Origin of the sequence: Chryseolinea soli, from assembly GCF_003589925.1 — a bacterium.
Taxonomy (GTDB): domain Bacteria; phylum Bacteroidota; class Bacteroidia; order Cytophagales; family Cyclobacteriaceae; genus Chryseolinea; species Chryseolinea soli.
On the sequence record NZ_CP032382.1, the window covers coordinates 2,850,191 to 2,874,622 of the forward strand.

The 24,432-nt window shown below is 51.7% G+C and carries 24 protein-coding genes; 19 read left to right on the forward strand and 5 right to left on the reverse strand.

Annotated features, from left to right (window positions below; genetic code table 11):
• Positions 1 to 17: 17 nt before the first annotated feature.
• Both D4L85_RS35035 and D4L85_RS12330 read right to left on the reverse strand, forming a co-directional pair.
• Entirely contained in the window at positions 18 to 962 is a 945-nt protein-coding gene (locus tag D4L85_RS35035; protein ID WP_119754586.1) for a UDP-3-O-(3-hydroxymyristoyl)glucosamine N-acyltransferase, read from the reverse strand.
• A 312-nt stretch (positions 963 to 1,274) separates the two neighbouring features.
• Positions 1,275 to 1,907 carry a hypothetical protein gene (locus tag D4L85_RS12330; RefSeq protein WP_119754588.1) on the reverse strand — a complete coding sequence of 211 codons (633 nt, stop codon included), beginning with the start codon at positions 1,905 to 1,907 and terminating at the stop codon, positions 1,275 to 1,277.
• Positions 1,908 to 1,943: 36 nt separating this feature from the next.
• Here D4L85_RS12330 and D4L85_RS12335 point away from each other — a divergent pair, with 36 nt between their 5' ends.
• Complete coding sequence (locus tag D4L85_RS12335; RefSeq protein WP_119754589.1) at positions 1,944 to 3,227, forward strand: tetratricopeptide repeat protein; 1,284 nt, start codon at positions 1,944 to 1,946, stop codon at positions 3,225 to 3,227.
• A 138-nt stretch (positions 3,228 to 3,365) separates the two neighbouring features.
• The gene (locus D4L85_RS12340; protein ID WP_228450866.1) at positions 3,366 to 4,724 is read left to right on the forward strand and encodes a hypothetical protein; all 1,359 of its coding nucleotides are present in this window, start codon (positions 3,366 to 3,368) and stop codon (positions 4,722 to 4,724) included.
• Here the strand turns inward: D4L85_RS12340 and D4L85_RS12345 are convergent.
• Positions 4,673 to 5,752, reverse strand: coding sequence for a glycosyltransferase family 4 protein (locus D4L85_RS12345; protein WP_228450867.1), 1,080 nt, complete (start codon positions 5,750 to 5,752; stop codon positions 4,673 to 4,675). The genes D4L85_RS12340 and D4L85_RS12345 overlap by 52 nt on opposite strands.
• 203 nt (positions 5,753 to 5,955) lie before the next feature.
• On the opposite strand from D4L85_RS12345, the gene D4L85_RS12350 reads away from it, so the two are divergent.
• From D4L85_RS12350 to D4L85_RS12385, 8 genes are read left to right on the forward strand one after another with little or no spacing between them, the layout of a single operon-like run.
• On the forward strand, positions 5,956 to 6,789 hold the full coding sequence (locus D4L85_RS12350; protein WP_119754590.1) for an ABC transporter permease: 834 nt from the start codon (positions 5,956 to 5,958) through the stop codon (positions 6,787 to 6,789).
• Complete coding sequence (locus D4L85_RS12355) at positions 6,786 to 8,054, forward strand: ABC transporter ATP-binding protein (RefSeq protein WP_119754591.1); 1,269 nt, start codon at positions 6,786 to 6,788, stop codon at positions 8,052 to 8,054. Before D4L85_RS12350 ends, D4L85_RS12355 begins: the two co-directional genes overlap by 4 nt.
• Positions 8,042 to 8,866 (forward strand): class I SAM-dependent methyltransferase, encoded by an 825-nt coding sequence (locus tag D4L85_RS12360; RefSeq protein WP_119754592.1) that lies wholly within the window; start codon positions 8,042 to 8,044, stop codon positions 8,864 to 8,866. Before D4L85_RS12355 ends, D4L85_RS12360 begins: the two co-directional genes overlap by 13 nt.
• Positions 8,863 to 9,879, forward strand: a complete 1,017-nt coding sequence (locus D4L85_RS12365) for a glycosyl transferase (protein ID WP_119754593.1) — start codon at positions 8,863 to 8,865, stop codon at positions 9,877 to 9,879. Before D4L85_RS12360 ends, D4L85_RS12365 begins: the two co-directional genes overlap by 4 nt.
• On the forward strand, positions 9,876 to 10,805 hold the full coding sequence (locus D4L85_RS12370) for a glycosyltransferase family 8 protein (RefSeq protein ID WP_119754594.1): 930 nt from the start codon (positions 9,876 to 9,878) through the stop codon (positions 10,803 to 10,805). Before D4L85_RS12365 ends, D4L85_RS12370 begins: the two co-directional genes overlap by 4 nt.
• Positions 10,802 to 11,833, forward strand: coding sequence for a hypothetical protein (locus D4L85_RS12375; RefSeq protein ID WP_119754595.1), 1,032 nt, complete (start codon positions 10,802 to 10,804; stop codon positions 11,831 to 11,833). Before D4L85_RS12370 ends, D4L85_RS12375 begins: the two co-directional genes overlap by 4 nt.
• Positions 11,817 to 12,701 carry a hypothetical protein gene (locus tag D4L85_RS12380; protein ID WP_160143690.1) on the forward strand — a complete coding sequence of 295 codons (885 nt, stop codon included), beginning with the start codon at positions 11,817 to 11,819 and terminating at the stop codon, positions 12,699 to 12,701. Before D4L85_RS12375 ends, D4L85_RS12380 begins: the two co-directional genes overlap by 17 nt.
• Complete coding sequence (locus D4L85_RS12385) at positions 12,698 to 13,600, forward strand: glycosyltransferase family 2 protein (RefSeq protein ID WP_119754597.1); 903 nt, start codon at positions 12,698 to 12,700, stop codon at positions 13,598 to 13,600. Before D4L85_RS12380 ends, D4L85_RS12385 begins: the two co-directional genes overlap by 4 nt.
• A 7-nt stretch (positions 13,601 to 13,607) precedes the next feature.
• Here the strand turns inward: D4L85_RS12385 and D4L85_RS12390 are convergent, their stop codons facing one another.
• Together D4L85_RS12390 and D4L85_RS12395 are read right to left on the reverse strand one after the other, a co-directional pair.
• Positions 13,608 to 14,618: a glycosyltransferase family 2 protein gene (locus D4L85_RS12390; protein ID WP_119754598.1), complete on the reverse strand. Its 1,011-nt coding sequence runs from the start codon at positions 14,616 to 14,618 to the stop codon at positions 13,608 to 13,610.
• A gap of 3 nt (positions 14,619 to 14,621) precedes the next feature.
• Positions 14,622 to 15,248 (reverse strand): class I SAM-dependent methyltransferase, encoded by a 627-nt coding sequence (locus D4L85_RS12395; RefSeq protein ID WP_119754599.1) that lies wholly within the window; start codon positions 15,246 to 15,248, stop codon positions 14,622 to 14,624.
• A gap of 77 nt (positions 15,249 to 15,325) precedes the next feature.
• On the opposite strand from D4L85_RS12395, the gene D4L85_RS12400 reads away from it, so the two are divergent.
• From D4L85_RS12400 to panB, 9 genes are all read left to right on the forward strand, one after another.
• The gene (locus D4L85_RS12400) at positions 15,326 to 16,432 is read left to right on the forward strand and encodes a glycosyltransferase family 4 protein (RefSeq protein ID WP_119754600.1); all 1,107 of its coding nucleotides are present in this window, start codon (positions 15,326 to 15,328) and stop codon (positions 16,430 to 16,432) included.
• Positions 16,433 to 16,469: 37 nt separating this feature from the next.
• Positions 16,470 to 17,462: a class I SAM-dependent methyltransferase gene (locus D4L85_RS12405; RefSeq protein ID WP_119754601.1), complete on the forward strand. Its 993-nt coding sequence runs from the start codon at positions 16,470 to 16,472 to the stop codon at positions 17,460 to 17,462.
• A 13-nt stretch (positions 17,463 to 17,475) separates the two neighbouring features.
• Positions 17,476 to 18,363: a glycosyltransferase family 2 protein gene (locus D4L85_RS12410; protein WP_119754602.1), complete on the forward strand. Its 888-nt coding sequence runs from the start codon at positions 17,476 to 17,478 to the stop codon at positions 18,361 to 18,363.
• Entirely contained in the window at positions 18,360 to 19,298 is a 939-nt protein-coding gene (locus tag D4L85_RS12415) for an NAD-dependent epimerase/dehydratase family protein (protein WP_119754603.1), read from the forward strand. The genes D4L85_RS12410 and D4L85_RS12415 overlap by 4 nt, the downstream gene beginning before the upstream one ends.
• Positions 19,299 to 19,309: 11 nt before the next feature.
• Entirely contained in the window at positions 19,310 to 21,184 is a 1,875-nt protein-coding gene (asnB, locus tag D4L85_RS12420) for an asparagine synthase (glutamine-hydrolyzing) (RefSeq protein WP_119754604.1), read from the forward strand.
• Positions 21,181 to 22,344, forward strand: a complete 1,164-nt coding sequence (locus D4L85_RS12425) for a glycosyltransferase (protein ID WP_160143691.1) — start codon at positions 21,181 to 21,183, stop codon at positions 22,342 to 22,344. The genes asnB and D4L85_RS12425 overlap by 4 nt, the downstream gene beginning before the upstream one ends.
• A gap of 199 nt (positions 22,345 to 22,543) precedes the next feature.
• Complete coding sequence (locus D4L85_RS12430) at positions 22,544 to 23,020, forward strand: Lrp/AsnC family transcriptional regulator (RefSeq protein WP_073133671.1); 477 nt, start codon at positions 22,544 to 22,546, stop codon at positions 23,018 to 23,020.
• Between the two features lie 33 nt (positions 23,021 to 23,053).
• Positions 23,054 to 23,560 (forward strand): phosphoribosyltransferase family protein, encoded by a 507-nt coding sequence (locus D4L85_RS12435; protein ID WP_174236152.1) that lies wholly within the window; start codon positions 23,054 to 23,056, stop codon positions 23,558 to 23,560.
• 33 nt (positions 23,561 to 23,593) lie between these two features.
• Positions 23,594 to 24,412, forward strand: a complete 819-nt coding sequence (gene panB, locus D4L85_RS12440) for a 3-methyl-2-oxobutanoate hydroxymethyltransferase (protein WP_119754606.1) — start codon at positions 23,594 to 23,596, stop codon at positions 24,410 to 24,412.
• The last annotated feature ends 20 nt before the right edge of the window (positions 24,413 to 24,432 follow it).

Consider the following 24,432-nt stretch of genomic DNA (forward strand, 5'->3'; position numbering starts at 1 on the left):
GGTAACTCGACTTTGTTCTATGGCAAATCCTTAATCTTCTTCTGCATCGCCAAAAACTCCGTCAACGGTCGTGCAGGCGAACCCGTCCACGTCTGACCCGGCGGAACATCTTTTGTAACGACGGCACCTACCCCAACCGTTGCACCATCGCCGATCTTAAGTTGTTGCAGGATGGAAGCCGATGGGGCCACCCAGGCTGCAGTCCCAATGGTGACGCTACCGCCCAACATGGCGTGAGCAATAACAAATGCGTTCTCACCAATATTAACATTGTGGGCCACGTGCACAAGGTTGTCGATCTTGGCGCCGTTTCCGATGATGGTGTTGCCCAGGGCGCCGCGGTCGATGCAGGTGTTGGCGCCGATCTCGACATCGTGGCCGATCCGGACGCCGCCGATGTGCGGGAATTTTTCCACGTTGTTGTTTTCATCGCGCGAATAGCCAAAGCCGTCGCTGCCGACCACCACGCCGGCGTGGAGGATGCAACGGTCGCCGACGGTGACGTTGTCGTAGATGAAGGCGTGGCCGTGAATGACGGTGTGGTCGCCGATGACGGCCTCGCCAATGTAGGTGAAGGGACCGATGTGACACGATTTCCCGATGACGGCCTTGGGGTGGACACTGGCCGTGGGATGGATGCCCGGCGCGGGACGTTTCGCCAGCAGGGCGTTGACCACTTTAGAGAAAATGCGCTTCGGTTCGTCGACCAGCACGAATACTTTGGCGGGCTTGGGTTCGGGCAGGTTGTTCCAGGTAGCTTCGTCGCAGACGATGAGTGGGGCGGCGGTGTTCACGATCATGTCCGTTGCCTTGGGGTGGCCGGGTTTGATCCAGGCGATGCTTTCGGCGTCGGCCTCGGGCGCGGGAAGGGCGCGGGTGACGTTGAGGGGCAACTCGCCTTGCTCGACGGTGAGCGATTCGCCGCGGAGGGCTTCCAGGATGTGATGGAGATCGTAGGGCATGTGCGCGCCGGTGTGATGAACGGCTTTGCGAAAATATGAATTTTTTGTGCGGCGTGATTTCGCACGATGTTTTTTGGCGCATTCGGCAGCACCCAGGCACGATGGGACCGGCCAGGGATTGGAGTGGAAAGCCCGAAGCGCGGTGGGGATGCGGAGGGTGATTTGTTGGTGGGGACACCAACAAATGGGTTTAATCGGGTATCGGAATGGAGGGATGAAGGGCGGGCGGACTTGGAACGGAAAGCCCGACCCGAGGTACGAGGGGGGCCGCCAAAACTTTTTTATCTTGCGGCATCTCCCCAGGCCAGGCGTCTACTTATAAACAATGCTGTAGAACAACAGCCACCCAAAAAACAACAACACGTAGGAGCATAGCACGATGACCCACACGTATTTTTTGCTTTTGCGGGCAAAGCTGTGGATGCCTTCCACCAACATGAACCAATAGACGATCTCGAAAAGGTTGAGTGCCCGCAACGGGTATGCCCAGCGTTTGTCGATGGAATAGTAGTCGAACAGCGAGAGCAGGGACAATGGATAGAACGCGCTGACGTCGGAGTAGGAGGGGTCGGTTTCTACGAACATGAACCAGCCGATCTTGAGCACTTCGGGGATGAGGAAGATGAATTCCGCGCCGATGACCACACCCCAGCACTGGCTGTAGGTGACGCGGTAGCCGAACATGAAGCAGCCCACCCAGATGACGAACGCGATGACGGTGAACTTCCAGAGATAGACCAGGGGTATGGCAAAGAAGCGCAACCCGTTGATGATCCGCAGGATGGTGCCCTCGGGGCGGTCTTGCAGAAATTCGAATGCGGCGGTTTCGTTTTCGATAAAAGAGATCTTGACATAGAGTAGGGCCAGGGTGACCAGGCAAAGCAGCAAAAACAGTAATCTTTTGCTGGCACCAAAGAATGATTTAGTTTCGTGTTCCTGAGACATGGGTTTCTGCGTGGACAGGGGTTTAAGTGTAAGTTTATGACGAACGTTTCTTCCATCCAACAAAAAAAGCGATCCGGTTTTGATCCTGTGCGTGGCGGGAGGCGTTTTGGGCGTCTGTTGCTGTCGCGGTGGCTTTGGTTTGGGATGGTGTTGCCGTTATGGGTCGCACAATTTGACGCACGGGCACAGATGATCACAAAAAAAGACACGACGATCATTCTCATTTCCGACCTGAACGTGCAATTGGAATGTTCGCAGGCCCTGAACGACCTCTATAACTTCAAATTTTCTGCCGCTGAGGCGCAATTCCAATACCTCAAAGCCAAGTATGCCTGGCATCCGCTGCCCTATTTTTTGATGGGCCTCATCGAGTGGTGGAAGATCATGCCCAACACGAAAGATCAGTCGCACGACGAAACGTTTCTGGCCTACATGGACAGCACCATTGCCGTGGGCGAAAACCTGTATGAGAACTACCCGGCCTATAAAACCGAGTCGTCGTTTTTCCTGGCGGCGGCCTATGGCTTTAAAGGAAGGCTCTATGCCGACGAGGAGCGCAAGGCCTGGCGCAAGGCTGCGGTAGTGGGCAAAAACGCCATTAACTACCTGGAAGAGAGCAAGGAAAAGGAGGGCCTCAATCCCGAGTTGTTGTTTGGCGACGCCCTCTATAACTATTTCTCGGTGTGGGTGCCGGAGAACTACCCGGTGTTGAAGCCCGTGTTGTGGTTTTTTAAGAAAGGCGACAAGGCGCTGGGATTGAAACAATTGAAAGAGGTCTCGTACAACGCCTTCTACACCCGCACGGAAGCCATGGTGTGGCTGATGCGCATTTTGAACAGCTACGAAAACGACCAGCCCCGGGCATTCCAGATCAGCGAATATTTATATCAGACGTATCCACGCAATCCCTACTTCCACCGTTACTATGCACGCATGCTCTATTACCAGGGACGGTTTGCCGAGGCGGACCCCGTGTGCAGGAGCATATTGAACAAGATCGACAGCGGGCAGGTGGGCTATGAAGCTACCAGCGGCCGTTATGCCGCTTTTTTTCTGGGCCAGATCAACGAAGCCCGCCGGAAGTTGGACGAAGCCAAAAAGTACTATGAGCTTTGCATGCGCTATGCCGAGCAGATCGAAGCCACGGAGTCGGGCTATTATCTCTACTCGATGATCGCCTTGGGCGAGATCGCCGAGAAACAAGGCGACAAGGCCGGCGCCCGGAAGTGGTTCAAGGCGGTGGAAAAGAAAGCGGGACGAAAAGACGAAGCCTACAAAACTGCCCGACAGCGGTTGAAGAAAATGGAGAAGGGCGATTGAGGACGACACCGGGTGATGTGACGAGATGTGCTACACACTGATATTGATGATACCCAACACGATGATATTTGATACCACCATGACTGAAGCCAATGGCAACGATGCGGCGGTTGCTTTATCGTGGGTAAACGGTGATCTTTGATCGACTCAAAACGGAAGATCTTGGATTATCGCGATTTTGTTGTTTTTCCTATTGTCGTGGCCATCATTTATTTGGTTGCTTACACCCTTCGCCCGTCCGTTACAGACGAAGTGACACGCCGGTATTTTTTTCCGGCGCTGACCGTGAAGATCGCGGGAGCGCTGATCGTTGGGCTGGTGTACCAATTCTACTACGGTGGTGGCGATACCTTTAACTATCACACCTATGGAAGCCGTTACGTTTGGGAGGCTTTTTGGGAATCGCCGATGACGGGGTTCAAACTCATTTTCAACAACGGCTACGACTATAACGGGGTGTATAAGTACGCTTCAAAAATTCCCTTCTTTCGCGATCCGCCTTCCTATAATATTGTCAAGATCGCGGCGATCTGCGACCTGTTCACCTTCTCTTGCTATTCGGCTACGGCCGCGTTGTTTGCTGCGTTTTGCTTTGTGGGGATGTGGCAGTTTTTTCTGACCTTCTACGAGCAATATCCGCACCTTCACAAGGGATTGGCCATCGCGACATTTTTTATTCCATCCGTTTTTTTTTGGGGGTCGGGTCTGTTGAAAGACACCATCACGTTGGGGTGTTTGGGGATTGCCACGTTTCAGATCTACAAGATCTTTATTGTGAGACAACCCAGTCTGTCGCGAATAACGATGCTGTTGCTTAGCTTCTATGGGCTGTATGCGATCAAGATCTACATTTTGTTGACCTTCCTGCCGGCAGCCATTCTTTGGGTGTTTTTATTTAATCTGAGGACCATTCGGTCGCAAGCGATCAGGACGATTGTTTTTCCATTTGTGCTCGGCATCGCGGGAGCGTTGGCCTATTTCGCAACCTTGAAGGCAAGCGAAGACAATCCCAAATACGCCATCTCCAGCCTGGCCCGGACCGCCCAGGAAACGGCCTATGACATCCGCTTTCAGACGGGCAAGGATGCAGGGTCGGGCTATACACTGGGAGAATTGGATGGCACGTTGGGTTCCATGCTAGCGCTTGCGCCGCAGGCCATCAATGTGTCGATCTTCCGGCCTTATTTGTGGGAAGCCAGGAATCCCTTCATGATCCTCTCGGCGCTCGAAAGTTTTGCACTGCTGCTGACAACATTATATCTTCTGTGGAAACGAAATCTTCAGGTCTTCTCGGCCCTGCTGTCTCCCAACATATTCTTCTGTCTTCTCTTCTCCCTCACCTTTGCTTTTGCCGTGGGGGTGTCGACCTACAATTTTGGAACGTTGGTGCGCTATAAAATTCCACTCATGCCCTTCTTTGTCGTGGGCCTGATGCTGATGCTGGATTATTCAAACAGGGATAGGAATGTTGAAGTGTTGGAGCCCACGGAATATTGATCGATAACTTTTTTGCGTCCCGCTGCGCCCATTTGTTTTCGAAGCGTGGGCGCATCCATAAGTTTCTCCAGATACATTTCCCATTCCCCGGGTGTGCCGGCGAGAAAGCCTACGGCCGGGTCGACCATCGTTGTGTTTATGCCTACCGGCGAAGTGACGGTGGGAATGCCAAGCGCCATGTATTGCAACGCTTTGAAACCGCATTTTCCTTTGGCCCAGATGTCGTCGGTTAACGGCATGATCCCGATGTCCATCCGTAAAAGATCCTGGATCTCCGTTTCTTTTTTCCAGGGCAGAAAGATGAGGTGCTGCAGGGCGAGCTGGGGAGCTTTGTTGGCGATGACTAAAAATTGGATCCGGCCGGGATATTTTTTTTCCAGCCGCTGGAATACCGGGACGAGAGGATCCAGATACTTCAAGGTCGAGTGGGTGCCGGTCCATCCGATCACAACCGACTCGCTCGCGGCATGCGGGGCATAGTGCGCAGGATTGTGGAGGTGTTCGGTGTCGATGGTGGTGGGATTGACCACAACGTTTTTGTTGAACCGCCTGGCAAAGTCGGCCAGATAGTCGTTGCCACAGCTAATGCGATAGCTCCAGCGGCATATAGCGCTCACTTTGCCATGCCATTTCAAAACCGAAGCGATCTTGTTTTCATCGGACGTGTTGGGGAGCCAGATGGCGTCGTCGAAGTCGTAGATGATTTTCTTTCGGAGCACCTTGGCGAGCAGCCACTCAAAAACAGGCGGCCCCAGCGGTGTGCATTCGCGGTGAATGAAGATCAGATCAAAATCTGCCGCCATAAAAACCGACTTTATTCGTCTGACCACACCGCGTAAAATTCCTATCGCCTTTCCGGTGTGATGGCCGGGGCTGTAGAGAATCCTCCACGTTTGAAGATCCCAGAAAGATTGGATGCGCGTTGAGATGCCGGCCGCCTCCAAGGTCTCCATATATTGCTCGAAACGGAACCGCTGTGAAGGAGACTCACCCGGCGGATAGGGAACTAAGAAGAGGACTTTCACCATGAAGCACAAAGGTACAAAATGGATTCAAGCGTCTTGTTTTGGGATAGATTTCAAATAGCTTTGGAGTCGAAAGATTTTTATATTTGCAAAATCTATCGAAAAGTGCGGTTTTGACTTTTTTCGGGGGTTTTAGACTGATTATTGCACGTCAGTCGCTTTTTGAAGTTCCATTATTTCGGCTCGGTAGCCGCCAAGAAAATTTCATGCAATTACGGCAAAAAGAGTATGTCATATCGTCGGAGCGCTCGATCGCTTTGGGCCTTAAGGAGCTTTGGTTATACCGGGAGCTTTTTTATTTTTTTACCTGGCGTGATGTCAAGGTGAAGTACAAGCAAACGGCGTTGGGGGTTATTTGGGTGGTGCTGCAGCCGGTATTGACGGTGGCCATATTTTCTTATTTTTTTGGAAGAACGTTGCACATACCTTCCTCCAAAGTGGACTATCCGGTCTTTGTTTTTTCGGGGTTATTGCTTTGGAATTTTTTTTCCGCCAGCGTGAACACGGCGGGAAACAGCATGCTGACCAATGCGCCCATCATAAAAAAAATATATTTCCCCCGACTCATCATCCCGGTGTCGGCGCTGATGGTGGCCGGTGTGGATTTTCTTATTGCCTTCATTGTATACCTGGGCATGTTGCTGTACTATCATACCGCCGTTGACATTTCGTTGTTGCTCCTCTACTGGCCGATGGCCATCGTGCTGGTGGTGATGGGCACACTGGGAATAAGCTGCGGGTTGGCTGCTCTGACCGTAAAATATCGCGACTTCCGCTATGTCATTCCCTTCGGGCTCCAGATCGCTTTGTTTGTGAGCCCGGTCATTTATCCCGTGTCGATCGTGAATTCGCCATGGCTCAATTATTTGCTGGCGCTAAACCCCATGTTTGCCGCGATCAACTTCTTCCGTGCGCCCCTCATCGGATTGGATGCCAGTGCGCTGCTCATGACGACCAGTTGTGTGTCCACACTCCTCTTTATGATTGTAGGGATCAGTTACTTTAAAAAGACGGAAGCATTCTTTGCTGATATTGCATGAAGCCCATCCTGGAAATACAAAACGTATCCAAACTCTTTAAACTACACCACCGGGGTCTGCCGTACTTGAGTTTGCGCGACCGCATCTCCGGCGTCTTCAAGAAGACCGATGAGATCGAAGAGTTCTGGGCGCTCAATGATGTTTCGTTTTCCGTGGAGGCGGGCGAATCCATTGGCATCATTGGAAGAAACGGGGCCGGTAAATCGACCTTGCTCAAGATCCTGTCGCGCATCACCTTGCCCACCAAGGGACGCATCATTGTGCGCGGCCGCATTGCCAGTTTGCTCGAAGTGGGTACAGGCTTTCACCAGGAATTGACCGGGCGTGAAAATATTTTCATGAACGGTTCGATCCTCGGCATGAAGAAGACCGAGATCAACAAACGATTCGACGAGATCGTCGACTTCTCGGGCACAGAGCGCTTTCTCGACACACAGCTGAAACATTATTCCAGCGGCATGCAACTGCGATTGGCCTTTGCCGTGGCGGCTCACCTGGAGCCTGAGATCCTCATCGTGGACGAAGTCCTCTCTGTGGGTGACGCGGAATTCCAGAAGAAGTGCATGGGACGCATGAAGCATCTCAGTGAATCGGAAGGAAGAACCGTATTGTTCGTGTCGCATCAGTTGGAAGCCGTTACAAGGCTTTGCAGTAAAGTGATACAACTGGAGGCTGGCAAGGTCTCTTTCCAGGGCAATGCTTCGGAAGGCGTTAGCCGGTACCTGAAAGGTTCTACCGGGCGAAACTATCACTTCACCTTCGACGATATTTCGCGAGCCCCTGGAAATGAAAAAGTGCGGCTGACCGAAGTGGGCATAAAGAGTCACAACGGTGAGTTCTCCGACCAGGTGGATATCCGCAAGCCGGTAACCATTTTTTTCAAATACAACGTATTGGAAGATGGCGTTTCGTTTACGCACGGGCTGAACATTCACAACAACGAAAACATTCACGTGCTCAGTTCGCACGACACGGAGACGGGACGAAAGCGCCCGCTGTTCAAGAAGGGGACCTATTATGCGGAGGTGATCGTGCCGGGGAATTTTTTGGCTGAAGGCCTGTACTTTGTGAGCGTGGCCGTCATGCAGTATGATCCGTTTGAAGTATTTTTTCACGAAAAGGAAATCGTCACGTTTACGGTGGTCGATACCGTGGATGGCGATTCGGCGCGGGGCACATACGGCGGTACCTTTCCGGGTGTGGTGCGCCCGATCTTAAATTGGGAGTATCGAATGCTAGATAAAGAAGGCGTATGGAAAGAATGATTGAAGATTACCGGTATGGCCGTGGCCTTATCGAGCATTTGCATCGCTACGCTTTTGTGATGCCTTTTGTGAAGGGCAAGGTGGTGGTGGACATCGCCTCCGGTGAAGGCTATGGAAGCAACCTCATCGCACAGCAAGCTGCCCAGGTAACGGGCGTCGACGTGTCGGCGGAGGCCGTGCAACAAGCAGCCGCGAAATACAAAAGGCCCAATCTTTCGTTCGTAACGGGGTCGGCCACCAGCATTCCTTTGAACGATCAAAGCGTAGACGTAGTGGTGAGCTTCGAGACCCTGGAACACTTGCTCGAGCAAGACCAGATGATCGCTGAAATACGACGAGTGTTGAAACCTGCCGGCATGCTCATTATATCCACTCCGGAAAAAGAAAACTATCATCCCACGGACCCCGACAATCCCTATCACCTGAAGGAGTTGACCTCGGAAGAATTTATGAGCCTGTTGGGTAAATATTTTAAGGTGGTAAAAAATTTCCGGCAGCGTTATCTCTCCATGTCCATGATCTATGCCGATCGGGCCGATTCGGCCGAAGTCATTGAGATGTCCGGGAATTTTGAACGCATCAACCCCGAGGAGAATTTTTTTGGCAAACACCTTTTTAACATCGCTGTGGCGTCGGCAACGGAATTGCCTGTCACCGATGCTCTTCGCGTTTTTAATGGCAATGCGATCATGGAAGCGCAGACACAGTACTACGAGAATAAGATTGAGGAGATTTTCGCGAGCCGGACCTTTTTGCTCGGTAAATATTTGCTGTGGCCGTTCTGGTATGTGAAGACCAAACTTTCCAAATGAACATCACGGCGTTCACCATTTGTTCGACGAACTATTTTGCGCATGCGCGGGTGCTCGCCAAAAGCTGGCTACAGCATCATTCGGATACCTCCTTCTATGTTTTCCTGGTGGACGAGCTTCATGCCGGCGTAAACTACCGATTTGATGAACGCGTCGTGGTGATCCCGATCGCCGACGTGAACATTCCGACGTTCGACACGCTGGTTCAGCAATACAACATTGTGGAGTTGAACACCGCCGTGAAGCCGGATGTTTTTTTTTATCTCTTTGAAAGAAAGGGCTGCCAAAAGGTGGTCTACCTCGACCCCGACATCAAGGTATACGATCGGTTTGATGAACTCAGCAGCGCACTTGATCAGTATAGTATCATTGTGACCCCGCACTTCACCACGCCCATCGACGACGGGGAATCGACAACGGATTTCAGAATGCTCGGGAGCGGTCTTTTCAATTTAGGTTTTATTGCTTTGTCGCGCATAGACGCGGTGCGACCTTTTCTGACCTGGTGGCGCGACAGGCTTTATAAATACTGCTATTACGATCTGACCCGGGGCATGTTTTATGACCAGGTGTGGTGCAATTATGTTACCGTTTTTTTTGAGAACTATTTTATCCTCAAGGACCCGGGATACAACATGGCCAACTGGAATTTTCATGAGCGACGACTTTCCAAAACGGGCAGCGGTAATTTCCGTGTGAACGAAAAATATCCGCTCTATTTTTTTCATTTCAGTGGCTTTCGATTCGAAGAGCCCCTGAAGTTTTCGCGCTATCACAGCCGCTACACGTTTGCATCACGGCCGGACCTCAGGGAGATCTATGAGGACTATCACACCGACTTGGGGGACAACGAGGCTGCATCGCTTGCAAAAATTCCTTGTGTATACTACGAGCGTCACAAGCAATACAAAACGAAGGAGCAGGAACAAGCCTATCGGCAGCTCACGTGGCGGGCGAAAGCAACGCTGTGGTTGACGGCCCGGGCCCGGACCTTATATGCGCGTATCAAATGAGCGCAGCATCCCTGAAGCCCTTGCACCTGGCCGCCGCGTTCGATCAACATTACCGCGCACCTTTCTATGCGTGGTTCTTTTCTGTTTTAGATCACCATAAAAAGACTTCCGTTCATTTTCACCTCATCGTCACCGGGATCCCGGAAACGGAAAAACAAACCATCGTTGAAACGGCGGGCAAGCACCAAGTGTCCTTTTATGTCATCGACGAGGCGTTCACCGCGCAGTTTGTGCTCGCCAGCAAATGGACTCCCGCCGTATACTATCGCCTGTTCTTTCCTTTCCTTGTGCCGCCTTCGCTTGATCGGCTGCTGTACCTCGATGTTGATACCATTGTGGTAAATGATCTCACGGATTTCTATTCGCTGGACCTGGAGGGAAAACCTTTGGCGGCTGTGTATGATAACTATGTGGTGACACAACCCTTGCTCGGAATAAATGAACCTGGAAATTATTTTAATTCAGGGGTCATGCTGATGGACTTGAACCAATGGCGGCAATCGAAAATTTCCGAGCAGGTCATAGACTATCTGTTGAAATACCCGGAAACGATCCGGTATGTCGATCAGTGTGGGCTCAATGCTATTTTGGTCGATACCTGGAAGAAACTGGATGCGCGCTACAATTACCTGTATACCTACGTGCCGCAGGAGCAGAGCCTGAAAGAACTAAAAGGATTGTTGCATGACAAATATGTTGTTCATTTCACACTCCAGCGACCGTGGGAGATGCTTTGCAGGAATCGGTTAAGATTTTTGTATTTTCAATACCGGAAGAAATGGAGCGATCGCACGTCGAAGTACACCGACTTTGGATGGAGTAAAATACCGGCATGGCTAAAAATAAGGGCGGTCGAGTTTTACTTTGACGCGCCCCTGGTAAGGAAGATGTGGCGTGGTCTCAAGGCTAAAAGCGTACGAACATGAACCTCGTGATACAGTCGTTTGGGAAGGAGTATGAATACAGACGGGCCATCCTGACGATCTATAGTTTTTATGCCCACTATGGCTGGCCAACGACGGCGCGCGTGATCTTGTTTACCGACAACGAAGCATACTTTAAGCCCTATTTGGAACCTTTCGCGGTTGACTACATTTTTTTGTCGCCCGAGAAAATAAAGACCATGCGGGGTGCGATCGATTTTCTTCACCGGATGAAGATCGCGCTTATTGACGAAGCACTTCAGCGTTCCAATGACAAGATCTTTTATGTGGATTCGGATACCTTTTTTATTGCCAATCCGGAATCTGTCGAGAAAGCCGTGGCACCGGATGTGGCGTTTATGCATTTAAAGGAGTACGATTTTGCCAGTTTGAAAGACAAGCCCCTGCCCGCGGGCAAGACCTTTCGTGCATTTTATGAATTGATCGTGTCGCAGCGTTTTCGCGGAGCAAACAACGACGACCTCGAAGTTTTGCCTGGTGCTGAGTCTTGGAATGCCGGTGTCATGGCGTTGCATCCCGCGCAACGTGCTTGGCTGGCCGATGTGTATGCGTTGACAGATCAGTTCTACCCGGCTACGCACAATCACGCCAGTGAGCAGTACGCCTTTTCGATCGTGCTCCAGCAACGGGCAGAACTTCGCCCTTGCGACGATGTGGTCTATCACTATTGGTATCGCATCGAGAAGCGGATTGCCGATCTTTGGCTGGAAAAACACATCCACCTGGATTGGTGCGCCCTGCCGGTGCAGCGCCGGCTCGACGACATCCGGAAGATGACCGGTATACTCCCCGCTCAATTCGCGAACCACCTGCTCATGATTCAAGACCGGGCCATTCAATCGTTTAATGAAAATAAATTCGCGGAGGGCAGACACTATGCTTTCCGTGCGTTGCTGCGCAAGCCTTGGGACATTAAGTTTTTGCGTGATGTGGCTTACCACCTGCGACGCGGCTGGCAAGGCGCGATACCTCACACCATCCAGACACAACAGCATGAAGGAAGCAATTAAGGTCGGTTTTTGTGTGGCCTACGATTGGTATCTGTTGGAGCATGCGCTGCCGCTGATCTACAACGCCGCCGACATGATCTGCCTGTCGCTCGACAAAGATCGCATCAGTTGGAGCGGTCACCCCTATGCATTCGATACGGCTGCGTTTCAACAATTGGTGGCCCGACTTGATCCGGATAAAAAGATCCGTGTGATCGAAGAAGACTATCACCTGCCCGACCTGACGCCGATGCAAAACGAAGTACGCCAGCGCAACCGTATCGCCCAACACTTTGGCCCCGGCGGCTGGTTTGTTCAGCTTGACTGTGATGAGTATTTTCTCGACTTCGATGGATTCGTCGCGTACCTGCGGTCGCTCACATCGCGACGGACGAAACGCGCGAACGTGGCCTGCGCATGGATTATCTTATATAAGCAGACCCCAGAAGGCTTTCTGTATGTTGACCCTGTAGACAAGACAAAAACCGAATTCATGCAAATTGCCACACGCGAGCCGGGATATGAGTATGGAAGGCGAAATGGCAATTTTAATATTATTACAAACTTTGCGATCCTGCATCAGTCGTGGGCGCGGAGTCGCGAGGAGATAAGGGATAAAATTTATAACTGGGGGCACAGCACGGATTTCGACAAGGAGAAATACTTCGCTGCCTGGGAAGGCTTCGATGCCACCAACTTTGCCACAGCGAAAGATGTTCACCCCCTCCAATCGGGGTTATGGCCGCGTCTGAATTTCGTGAAAGGAAAAACGATAGCCGATCTCTTGAAGAATTTCCCCACGCACACCATGCCGGCCTATTCGACGGTGGATTTGTTTTTTAGAAATTCGCGGCTCTTTTCGAAACTCCGAAGTCTACTGAAAAAATGACGATACGCCCTGCCCTTTCCGTGATTGTACCAACCTACCAGGGTGCCCAGCGAATAATGAACACCCTGGGTTCGCTGGAGAAGCAATCCTTCCGCGATTTCGAGGTCATCGTTGTCATCGACGGCAGCACGGACGATACGAAAACGCGGGTGCAGCAAGCTTCATTTCGTTTCCCCCTTTTGGTGCACGAACAGCCGAACAAAGGACGCGCCGGTGCGCGCAATGCCGGGGCGGCCCTTGCTCAAGCGCACGCCCTTATTTTTTTGGATGACGACCTTACGTTCGACGACAGCTTGTTGAAAAAGTATGAGGCGCTGGCGGAACAGGGTCACCCCATCGCTGTGGGAAGCGCCTATGCCGTGCCCGTGAAAGAAAGGGACGAATTCTTTCACTTCGCCGAATACCTTAACACCAAGTGGGAATCGGGGCTGGCGAAAGCGACGAGGGAGGTGCTGAAAAAACCGTATCTCAACGCGCAGAACTGCCTGATCCGTCGCGACGTGTTTGAATTGTTGGGAGGCTTCGACGATCGTCTGCGTGATGCCGAGGACTTTGCCCTGGCCGTCGCGGCATTCGAAAAGAAGATCCCGATTCTGCTCGACGCCGAGATCCGGGTGGGCCACCATCTTCAGCCCGATTTCAAAACCTATGCCCGGCGTTTGGTGGAATATCAAAACGCACGGCAAGCGTTGGCACAACTGATGCCAGCAGCCAACCACTACATGACCACGCAAGTCCAGCGAAGTCGCGCCAAGACGATTTTCTACAAAATGGTGTCGGCGCAAGCGTGGATCGATTTGGTGGACAAAGGTTTGTTCATGATCCTGCCGCGTGCACTCCGTTTCCGGATCTATGATTTGCTGCTGACGGCCTATTCCGTTACACGCGTGGTCACGTGAGTGATCATCACACCTGCACTCGCATCACCTTCAGCGCGGGTTTGTAAATTAGTTTTGAATGGCGGGCATTCATCTCCCGCGACTGCGAGGGAATGTCGCGCAGGAAGTAAGGGAAGAGAACGCGGTAGGCATGTAAGACTTTTTTCAACAGCGTGCGCGTGGCAGCCGTGCAGAAAGGCATCGTCACCAAGATGGTGAGACAATTTATGCAGCCCACGAGCAGATAACCGATGTAGTGCAGCCATCCTTTTTTGTACCACACTAACGACAAGGACAGTCGCGATTGAATATACATCAAGTCCCGCGGCGCACTTTTGCCACCCAGGTGAATGATGGAAGCTTCCGGAAAATAATAGACAGCATAGTTTTTGGCGATGCGTTCGCGGATCCACTCGGTGTCTTCACAATACATAAAAAAATCAGTATCGAAATAGCCGGTATCGCGGGCCACGTCGGCGCGCAGGAACATGAACGCGCCCGACACATCGCCCACCCGTTGCGTGCGGGTGAAGTCGAAGTTTTGATGTTTGTCGCGGCCAAGGCGACGCACGATGGCGTGGGCAATTGGATTCTCGAGCTTGAAAAAGGTCCACAAATTATTGTGGAGGTAGGGCCACACGGAAGGTTGAAGGGTTTTGTCTTCGTTCAACAACCGGCAGCCCAGCAGGCCAATGTTTTGCGCTTGGGCAAACGGCGAAGTCATGAACGTGAAGCATTGTTCCAGCGCTCCGGGCAACACGATGGTGTCGGAATTGAGCAGCAGGAAAAATTGACCCCGGGCCACGGCCATACCCTCGTTGTTTGCCCGGCCAAAACCAAGATTCTCACCGGCTTTGATCAACACAAGTCCCGGAAAAAGTTCGGCAAAGGTGTCGGCAGGCCGGTCTGTCGAATGATTGTCCACCAAGATGATCTCAAACGAGACCCGCGTCGGATCCAGTGTTTGGTAAATAGATTCGATGCAGGCCCGGGTGAGGTCGAATGTGTTGAAATTGACAATCACAATGGAGAGATCCATGTGTTACCGGGGTTTGGCTTGGATGCCGTACTGCAGGAATTGTGACTCGGCCCAGTAGCCGAGTGTGGCAATATTGAAGAGGTAGAATTTCTTTGAGTCGGTCGGTCGAATGCCTTGCTGGGTCGCAATGTCGTAGCCGCACTCCTGGAACATGCGCTCGATGCTCTTCTTTGTGAAGAAACGCAAGTGGGTCTTGTCGAAAATGCCAGCCTCCTCATACTTCCAATCGCGCGACAGCAGCATTTGCATAAAGTCGTGAAAGTATAAAATGTTGGGAATGGAAGTGACAATGACACCCCCGGGGTTGAGCAGCTCCCTGCAGTAGCGCAGTGCGCTCCAGGGATCGACCAGGTGCTCCAGGACATCGTTGAACGAAATGACATCGAACTTTCTTTCGATCTTCAGCGAACGGTCGAAGTAGCCGTTAATAACCTTGTCCAGTTTTTTTTGGGCTTCCAGCGAAGGCTCGTATACAGGTTCCACGCCCCACACTTCACAGTGAAAGGTTTCTTTTACAAGCGCTGCAAAGTATCCTTCACCACAACCCACGTCCAGCAGCGACGTGATACCGGGAGGGATGAAGGCAAGCATCTCCGAGCGATTCAATTTATAGTATTGCGCGTTAGGCATATCCCGGTTTTTCGTCAAAAATAAATATAAATGTGATAAACCTTTTTTAGTAACATTGATCTTTTATTTGTACCGCATTGAGGAGGAAGATCGTCTATATCGTCTCGGATGTCGAGAAATCGCTTGCTTTTGAGTGGATGGCTGCCCATTTCAAGAGCCATGCCGAGCTTTTCTTTCTTCTGATCGGCAAGCGACAGACCGCGCTCATTTCCTTCCTGGAGCAGACCGGGGTGCGCTACCAGGTGGTGGCCGACGAAGATGGGGCATCGTTCTTCCGAAAGTGGCTGACAGTGCTGTCGCTGTTGCAAAGGGAGCGACCCCACGTCGTGCATGCGCACCTGTGGCGGGCCCAACTCATGGGCATGACCGCTGCGTGGTTGCTGCGCGTTCCGAAGCGAATATTCACACGTCACCATGCTGCCTTGCACCACGAAGTGTATCCCACCGGGTTGAAGTGGGATAAGCTGTGCAATCGATTGGCTACCGGCATCGTAGCCATTTCACAAAATGTTCAAAATATTCTCACCCAATGGGAGGGCGTGGCACCCGCTAAAGTACACCTGATACACCACGGCTTCGACCTCGCGTACTTTGCGCAGCCAGACCCGCAAGCAGTGGCCAACCTAAGGCAAAGGCACGGGCTTCCTGCGCGTGGCCCTATGATCGGCGTCATTGCCCGCTACCTGGAATTGAAGGGCATTCCGTACGTGGTGGAGGCCTTTAAAACTATCCGAAGGGAATTTCCAGACGCGTTTCTCATTCTGGCCAACGCCCATGGCGTGTATGCACCGGTCATCAAAAAAAGCCTGGCCGATGTTCCAGTGGAAGCCTACAAAGAGGTTATCTTTGAAAATGACCTGGCGTCATTGTATGCCGTGATGGATGTCTTTGTTCACGTGCCCACGGGCCCTCATGTAGAAGCTTTTGGACAAACTTATGTAGAAGCCTTGGCCGCGGGTGTGCCCGCGGTATTTACGCTTTCGGGCGTAGCACCGGAATTTATCGTGAACCGGAAGAACGCTTGTGTGGTGGGGTTCCGAAATGCCGGCGACATCGCTTCCGCGATCACCGACATTTGGCAAAATGATGCGCTGCGTGAAAACCTGATCACCGAAGGAAAGCGGTCGGTACAATCGTTCAGCCTGGAGCACATGCTGCATAAACTGGAAGCCTTGTACGCCTGATCGCCATGAGTCCATCATCAATTGATATCAAAACAGCATGACCCCACCGGATGATATAAGACTCATCAATCCCATCAACAAAAAGCCATTGACGGCCCGCAACGGACAATTGGTTGACGACGCGGGAAATTCATTTCCGCTAAAAGAAGGCGCCTATCGCTTTGTGCACGACGACAACTACACAGCCAACTTCGGGTTTCAATGGAATAAGTTTCAGAAAACACAGATCGACCGCTTTCAACGCACGGTAGATCAAAGCCGCGAACGTTTTTTTGCCGTGACCCAGTGGGATAAGATCGATCTCGCCGATCAGAATATCCTGGAGGTGGGCTCTGGCGCCGGTCGCTTTTCGCAGATCGTGCTCAATCACACGCATGCTAATTTGTATAGTGTCGACTATAGCAACGCCGTGGAGGCCAACTTCCGGAACAACGGTCCGCATCCTCGTTTCCATCTTTTCCAGGCCAGCGTATACGATTTGCCGTTTGCCCCCGCGCAGTTCGACAAAGTTTTTTGTTTTGGAGTTTTGCAACATACCCCCGACTTCAAACGCTCGGTGGGTGCGCTGGCAGAGATGGTGAAGCCGGGCGGCGAATTGATCGTGGATTTTTACCCGGTGAAGGGATGGTACACGAAGCTTCACGCCAAGTATCTATTGAGGCCTTTCACCCGGAATATGAACCATGAAAGATTGTTATCACGCATTGAAGCGAATGCCGGGTGGCTCATTTCGGCTTCCCGATTTTTCGACGCCATTGGTTTAGGTCGGATCGTGAATCGATTCCTGCCCGTGTGCGATATTCGCACCACCATTCCGCGTGGGCTCGACAAAACTGCCTTGCGGGAATGGGTTATTCTTGACACCTTCGATATGTTTTCGCCGGCGCACGATCATCCACAGCGTTTGGAGGTGGTGGGGCAATGGTTCAAGTCGTTCCAGCTCACGGATGTGGAATTGCTGACGATCCCCTACGGCGACGGCAACACGGTGACGGCCGTTCGCGGGAAGAAGCCGGCGACCGTAAACTAACTGAATTACACCTATGCCAGATATATTTTTCTCCATCGTCATTCCCACCTACAATCGCGCAGGCTATATCCGCAAAACCGTAGAGTCGTTGTTGCAGCAACACGATTCCGCCTACGAGATCATTGTGGTGGATGACGGCAGTACCGACAACACCGAGGAGGTGCTGGCACACATCAAAAGCGACAAAGTTTCCTATCATAAAAAAGCCAACGCCGAACGCGGTGCCGCCCGCAACTACGGGGCGCGGCTGGCCAAGGGTACGTACATCAACTTTTTTGATTCCGACGACGTGGCGTATCCCAACCACGTGGGCGAAGCCCGCAAGGCCATTATCAGCCTTAACCAACCGGAGGTGATCCACCTCGGCTACGACGTGAAGGACCCTGAAGGCAAGTTGTTGCGGACCGTCGACGCTTTTCCTCCTACGATCAACGATGCGTTGATCAATGGTAATCACCTCAGTTGTAACGCTGTGTTTGTGCGCCGCGACATCGCTGCCCAATGGCCCTTCAGCGAAAACCGCCTGCTGTCGGCATCCGAAGATTATGCCCTCTGGCTCAAGCTGGCCTCGCGCTATGATATTCATTGCTGGAACGTGATCACCTCTACGGTCGTGAACCACGAACTGCGCAGCGTGTTGACGATCAACCTTGAAAAGTTTTTGCAGCGCATGGAGATCTTGTGCCAGGAGTTGAAGGCCGACGACGCCTTCCTGAAAAAGTATGGCAGCCGTTGGAGCACCTTCCGGTCGTATCGCGATATTTATATTGCCTTGCACCTGGCCATGGCCCGGTATCCGAAAAGAAAAAGTATTGCCTACCTTTGGCATGCCGCCCTGTTGCGGCCGCAGGTGGTGTTGACCCGGCGGTTTATGGCTGCCTTAAAAAATGTTTTAGTATGACAAGAATATTGGTGACCGGCGGCGCCGGCAACATCGGGGCCTCGTTGGTAGAGCGACTGGTGAGTGACCCTGAGAACTACGTAGTGGTAGTCGACAACCTGAGCACAGGAAAATCCCACAACCTTTCCGAAGCAACGAAACACAGCAACTCGAAATTTATAAAGTGCGATGTAAACGTACTAGAGGACATCATGCCTGTCATGACGGCCTATCGGTTTGACTACGTATTTCATTATGCCGCCGTAGTCGGTGTTCAGCGCACGCTTGAGAATCCCATTCACGTGCTGCGCGATATCGATGGCATCAAACACATTCTGAACCTCTGCAAAAACACAGGGGTCCGTCGTGTATTTTATTCCTCTTCGTCCGAAGTGTATGGCGAGCCCGTGGAGATCCCCCAACATGAAAAGACCACGCCGTTGAATTCGCGACTGCCCTATGCGATCGTGAAGAATTTAGGGGAGGCCTTCTGTCAGTCCTACTTCCAGGAATATGGTTTGAACTACACGATCTTTCGTTTTTTTAATACGTATGGCCCGCTTCAAAGCAGCGATTTTGTGCTGACAAAATTTATCAAGGCGGCGCTGAAGAACGAGTCCCTCACCATCTATGGCGACGGAAGCCAATCGAGAACGTTTTGTTATATTGACGACAATATGGAACTTACGCTGCGCGCGTTGAACGATGGGCACTTTATTAACGATGTGGTGAATGTGGGCAACGATGTTGAGGTGAGTATTTTGAATTTGGCCAAAGTGGTCATTAGCACCCTCGGCTCAACCTCGTCCGTCGTACATCTGCCACCGCTGAAAGAAGGCGATATGACGCGGCGCAAGCCCGACATTTCAAAAATGAAACATGTGCTGGGCCGCGAGCTGACGCCGTTGGAGGATGGCATCAAGCGTGTGGCCAATGCTTTGAAATTGCAGCGCTAACTAAAAATCCTATGTGTGGAATTGCCGTTGTGTTGAGTAAAAACGCAGGAGGGGCTCGGGATATTGAACCCATGATCGCGCAGCTTCGTCACCGTGGTCCCGATGCCGAATCGACCTGGCTGTCCGACGACGGCAAGGTGGCGTTAGGTCACACCCGTCTCAGCGTGATCGATCTTTCCGAAACGGCCAACCAACCCATGGTGTCCCTGGATGGACGATACATCATTGTCTTCAACGGCGAGATCTATAATTTCAAGACGATCCGGGAGGAAATTGAGACCACGCATCCCCAAGTTAAATTCAAAACAACCTCCGACACGGAAGTGATCCTGCAGGCCTATGCGCTTTGGGGCGAGCAGATGATGTCGCGCCTGGGCGGTATGTTTGCGCTCGCCATTTGGGACACGGAAGCCAAAACGCTGTTCGTGTGTCGCGACCGGGTGGGCAAGAAGCCATTGTTCTATTATCACGACGATCACTATTTTATTTTTGCATCCGAGATAAAATCGTTGTTAAAGCATCCGGTCGTGAACGCCGCAAAGCATAGGCTCGACAACGATGCTGTTCACCAATTTCTGCACCTGGGATACATCCCCGAGCCCCGCACCATTTTCTCGTCGATCAAAAAATTTCCCGCCGGGTTTGCAGGCACCGTAAATGCCGATCTGGTGCTGGAGCTTAAGGCTTATTGGTCGATCGAAGAACAATTGCATCCCCCATCCTCAACGGATGAAGCGAGCGTAAAACAAACCCTAAAGAGCATCCTGACGGAAGCCGTGCAACAGCGCCTGATCAGCGACGTGCCGCTCGGAACATTTCTGAGTGGTGGAACAGACTCTTCGCTGATCACGGCCCTGGCGTCTAAAAGTTCCACCGGGCGACTGAAGACGTTCAGCATCGGCTTTACAGAAGGCAAGTTTGATGAAAGCGAATACGCGCGGCGCGTGGCATCACATCTTGGTACCGATCACCATGCCTATACACTTTCAGAAAAGGAGGCCGTTGGTATCCTGGAAACCTACCTCAAACATTTCGACGAACCCTTTGCCGACACCTCGGCGATACCCACCATGTTGGTGTCCAAGCTGGCGCGAAAGGAGGTGACGGTGGCCCTTACGGGCGATGGAGGAGACGAACTGTTTCAAGGCTACGGAGCCTATGATTGGGCGCAGCGTTTGCAAAATCCATTCGTCCGGCTTCTTCAAACCCCGCTGGCCTTTGGCTTGAGAAATTTCGGGAGCAGCCGTTTGAAACGCGTATCACATATATTGGAGAAAGTCGACAAAACGCGCATGCGCAGTCATATTTTTTCCCAGGAGCAATATTTTTTCTCCGATCGCGAACTGAGACAAAACGTGTTAAAGCATCCGGCCTCTTATACATCATTTGTTTACGATGATCTGCAGGTTGACCAGGTGAAACTCACCGCCCGTGAACAACAGGCAATCTTCGATTTGAAATTTTATTTGAAAGACGACCTTCTTGTTAAAGTCGACCGTGCCTCCATGTTTCACGCCCTGGAATGCCGTTGCCCGTTACTGGACCACCGTGTTGTTGAATTTGTATTCAACCTGCCACTTTCCTATAAAGTGCGCGGCAATGTGCGCAAATGGATCTTGAAGGAAATATTGGGCGATTATTTGCCGGCAGAGTTGGTGCACCGTCCAAAATGGGGCTTTAGCATTCCCCTGGCGAGCTGGCTGAAGAACGAACTCCGCTATTTGATAGACGACTATCTGGACAAACCGGGTATCGAGACGGCAGGCCTGGTGGAATATGATCACGTAAAGAAATTGAAGGAAGCTTTCTTGAATGGAAACGATTACCTCTATAACCGTCTCTGGACCTTGATCGTCATTCACAAATGGCTTCGCGAAAACGCATGAGCAAGGCCAACGTACTATATCTTTCCTATGACGGCCTCACCGATCCCCTCGGACAATCGCAAGTGTTGCCTTACCTCTGTGGCCTGGCAGATGAATATTCCATCACGGTGGTGACGTTCGATAAACCGGATCAATACGAAAAAAAGAAAAACGAACTGGAGGCCATTTGTCGTCAGTATGATATTCGGTGGATATCATTAACATACCGTCGCCAACCGCCTGTCGTCTCCACCGTGTGGGCATTGATGAAACTGCGACGCCTGGCGGATCGTTTGCATCGTGAAAAAAAAATAGACATCGTGCATTGCCGCAGCTATCTCACGGCGCTGGTGGGATTGGGATTGAAACACACGCAGGGTGTGAAATTTATTTTCGACATGCGCGGTTTTTGGGCCGATGAGCGTGTAGAAGGTGGGTTGTGGAATCGCAACAACCCGGTATTCAATGCCATCTATCGTTTCTTTAAGCAAAAAGAAAAAGTATTTCTGACGGAAGCCGACCACACCATTTCGCTGACCGAAAATGCCCGCCGGGAAATTCTCTCCTGGAATCTAAACCCGGCGCCGATCACCGTCATTCCTACGTGTGTCGACATGACGTTGTTTGATCCGGCAAAGCTCACGGAAACCCAAAAACGGGAGAAGCGATCAGCCTTGGGAATTGCACCGGGCGACTTTGTGCTGCTCTACCTGGGTTCGTGGGGTACGTGGTATATGACAAACGATATGCTGGCTTTTTTCACGGCCTTGAAAGCGCAAAAGTCAAACGCCAAGTTTCTCATCATCACACAAGACAAGATCGACCTTCACCAATATCCGCACCGCGAAGACGTGATCATGAGACCAGCAGCGCGACCGGAGGTTCCGCTCTACATCGGCTTGTCCGACGCAGCCATTTTCTTTATCCTTCCGTCTTTTTCAAAGAAAGCCTCATCGGCAACAAAGATGGGCGAGATCATGGCCATGAATGTCCCCGTGATCACCAACCCGGGCTGGGGCGATGCCGAAAGCATTATCCGCAAAGCCGGAGGATACCTGGCCGACGGGCCGTTCCCATTCGAAAGCCTGGCGCCCGTTCAATCGCGGGACTATTGCGAGCAGTACCTTAGTTTGAAGCAGGGTGTGCTGACCTATAAGTCGGTTTATAAAAAACTCTTGTGAAAGGCGATCGTCATGAAAGGACTGGGATGGCCCCTGAATCTGGGGAGATATTTTCAAGTGCCTGGTGATCACCGTTTTGGAATTTGGGCTTTCCGGTAAGTTTTTTCCCTTTTTAAAATCACTTTTCTCAAAGGAAAAGGTAAATTCTGTTAATTTTGGCCAAATTTTATTTGGAGACGAACCCTCGTAAAGACATACTATGAAACCTGTGAAATTAGACGGTACCGATCGCAAGATCCTGGAGATCCTTCAGGCCAACTCGAACATTACCAACGCCCAGCTCGCCAAAGAAATAGGCCTGTCGCCCGCACCCACCCTGGAGCGTGTGAACAAGCTGGAGACCAGCGGGGTCATCAAAAGCTATCATGCCGTTATCGATCCGGGAAGCGTGGGCATCGGTGTCAGCACCTTTGTAATGGCTACCCTGAAAGGTCACAATAAAGAAAACATCGAAAAATTCATCAAAGCCATCAAGGGCATCGACGAAGTGGTGGAGTGTCACCACATCACGGGCGCGGGCGACTTTATTCTCAAGATCGTTTGTGCCGACATCGCCGCCTATCAACAGCTGATGCTGGAGAAAGTATCAAACATTGAAGTGGTGGACAGCCTGCAATCCATGGTGATCCTTTCCACCTTCAAAGACAGCAAATCCATGCCGCTGCCCAACGCCTGAGAGGCTTTCCTTTACCATCATCTTTTTTAAACTATGGTGTCAGAGAAAACATTGATCCTGGATGCGCGCCAGGTGCAGGAAAAGATCAAGCGCATGGCGTTTGAGATCTATGAGCACAACTTCAAGGAAAAAAACGTGGTCATCGCCGGCATCGACGGCCAGGGCTACATCCTGGCCCAACTCCTGCTGAAACATGTGCAGGAGATCTCTCCCCTGGAAGGCAAGCTCGTCAAGGTGTCGCTCGACAAACTTTCGCCCTTGCAAAGCGAAGTGACGCTGGATTGTGAGTTGAAGGACCTCAAAAAGAAATGCATCATCCTGGTGGACGATGTGCTCAACACTGGTCGAACGTTTGCGTATGGCATGAAGCCCTTCCTGAACATCGAAGTAAAGAAGATCGAAACCGCCGTGTTGGTAAACCGGAGTCACACTTTGTTTCCCATCTATCCGCAATACACCGGCTATGAGCTGGCCACCACCATCAAAGATCACGTGGAGGTAAACCTGGGCAAGGAAACCGCCGTGTACTTACTGGATTAACTCCCTAGCCCATTCCACCACAACCTCGAGAACATGTCTATCCACAAACCTGAGATCAAGCGCATCACGACGCACCAATTGCAGGAAATGAAGAACCGCGGCGAGAAGATCGCCATGCTCACGGCCTACGACTACAGCATGGCCAAGATCATCGACGGCGCCGGCATCGACATCGTGCTGGTGGGCGATTCCGCCTCCAACGTGATGGCGGGCTACGAAACGACACTGCCCATCACCCTGGATCAAATGATCTATCACGCTGCCTCGGTGGTACGCGCCGTAAAACGCGCGCTCGTGATCGTGGATCTTCCCTTCGGAACATACCAGGGAAGTTCGGTGGAGGCCCTTCGCTCCTCCATTCGCATCATGAAAGAATCCGGTGCCCACGGCGTGAAGCTGGAAGGCGGCAGCGAAGTGAAAGACTCGATCGACCGAATATTGAGCGCGGGCATCCCTGTGATGGGCCACCTCGGCCTCACCCCCCAATCCATCTACAAATTCGGGACCTACACGGTCCGCGCAAAAGAAGAAGCGGAAGCAAACAAGCTCATGGAAGACGCAAAACTTCTGCAAGAGTGCGGATGCTTCGGCGTCGTGTTGGAAAAGATACCTGCCTTGCTTGCTAAACAGGTTTCTCAATCACTCGTAATCCCGACCATTGGAATCGGCGCCGGGCCGGATGCGGATGGTCAGGTGTTGGTGATGCAGGATATGTTGGGCATCACGAAGGAATTCAAACCCCGGTTTTTGCGGCGCTATGCCGATTTGCATACGGTGATCACGGATGCTGTGGCGAAATACATCACAGACATCAAGGCAAAGGACTTTCCGAACGAAGACGAGAAGTATTAAACTCGCCCTTGTTGGTGTTC

What these genes read in the sequence shown, in the direction of transcription:
- D4L85_RS35035 (WP_119754586.1), bottom strand. Translation starts at nt 962, where the DNA reads ATGCCCTACGATCTCCATCACATCCTGGAAGCCCTCCGCGGCGAATCG.
- D4L85_RS12330 (WP_119754588.1), bottom strand. Translation starts at nt 1,907, where the DNA reads ATGTCTCAGGAACACGAAACTAAATCATTCTTTGGTGCCAGCAAAAGA.
- D4L85_RS12335 (WP_119754589.1), top strand. Translation starts at nt 1,944, where the DNA reads ATGACGAACGTTTCTTCCATCCAACAAAAAAAGCGATCCGGTTTTGAT.
- D4L85_RS12345 (WP_228450867.1), bottom strand. Translation starts at nt 5,752, where the DNA reads ATGGTGAAAGTCCTCTTCTTAGTTCCCTATCCGCCGGGTGAGTCTCCT.
- D4L85_RS12350 (WP_119754590.1), top strand. Translation starts at nt 5,956, where the DNA reads ATGCAATTACGGCAAAAAGAGTATGTCATATCGTCGGAGCGCTCGATC.
- D4L85_RS12355 (WP_119754591.1), top strand. Translation starts at nt 6,786, where the DNA reads ATGAAGCCCATCCTGGAAATACAAAACGTATCCAAACTCTTTAAACTA.
- D4L85_RS12360 (WP_119754592.1), top strand. Translation starts at nt 8,042, where the DNA reads ATGGAAAGAATGATTGAAGATTACCGGTATGGCCGTGGCCTTATCGAG.
- D4L85_RS12365 (WP_119754593.1), top strand. Translation starts at nt 8,863, where the DNA reads ATGAACATCACGGCGTTCACCATTTGTTCGACGAACTATTTTGCGCAT.
- D4L85_RS12370 (WP_119754594.1), top strand. Translation starts at nt 9,876, where the DNA reads ATGAGCGCAGCATCCCTGAAGCCCTTGCACCTGGCCGCCGCGTTCGAT.
- D4L85_RS12375 (WP_119754595.1), top strand. Translation starts at nt 10,802, where the DNA reads ATGAACCTCGTGATACAGTCGTTTGGGAAGGAGTATGAATACAGACGG.
- D4L85_RS12380 (WP_160143690.1), top strand. Translation starts at nt 11,817, where the DNA reads ATGAAGGAAGCAATTAAGGTCGGTTTTTGTGTGGCCTACGATTGGTAT.
- D4L85_RS12385 (WP_119754597.1), top strand. Translation starts at nt 12,698, where the DNA reads ATGACGATACGCCCTGCCCTTTCCGTGATTGTACCAACCTACCAGGGT.
- D4L85_RS12390 (WP_119754598.1), bottom strand. Translation starts at nt 14,618, where the DNA reads ATGGATCTCTCCATTGTGATTGTCAATTTCAACACATTCGACCTCACC.
- D4L85_RS12395 (WP_119754599.1), bottom strand. Translation starts at nt 15,248, where the DNA reads ATGCCTAACGCGCAATACTATAAATTGAATCGCTCGGAGATGCTTGCC.
- D4L85_RS12405 (WP_119754601.1), top strand. Translation starts at nt 16,470, where the DNA reads ATGACCCCACCGGATGATATAAGACTCATCAATCCCATCAACAAAAAG.
- D4L85_RS12410 (WP_119754602.1), top strand. Translation starts at nt 17,476, where the DNA reads ATGCCAGATATATTTTTCTCCATCGTCATTCCCACCTACAATCGCGCA.
- D4L85_RS12415 (WP_119754603.1), top strand. Translation starts at nt 18,360, where the DNA reads ATGACAAGAATATTGGTGACCGGCGGCGCCGGCAACATCGGGGCCTCG.
- asnB (WP_119754604.1), top strand. Translation starts at nt 19,310, where the DNA reads ATGTGTGGAATTGCCGTTGTGTTGAGTAAAAACGCAGGAGGGGCTCGG.
- D4L85_RS12425 (WP_160143691.1), top strand. Translation starts at nt 21,181, where the DNA reads ATGAGCAAGGCCAACGTACTATATCTTTCCTATGACGGCCTCACCGAT.
- D4L85_RS12430 (WP_073133671.1), top strand. Translation starts at nt 22,544, where the DNA reads ATGAAACCTGTGAAATTAGACGGTACCGATCGCAAGATCCTGGAGATC.
- D4L85_RS12435 (WP_174236152.1), top strand. Translation starts at nt 23,054, where the DNA reads ATGGTGTCAGAGAAAACATTGATCCTGGATGCGCGCCAGGTGCAGGAA.
- panB (WP_119754606.1), top strand. Translation starts at nt 23,594, where the DNA reads ATGTCTATCCACAAACCTGAGATCAAGCGCATCACGACGCACCAATTG.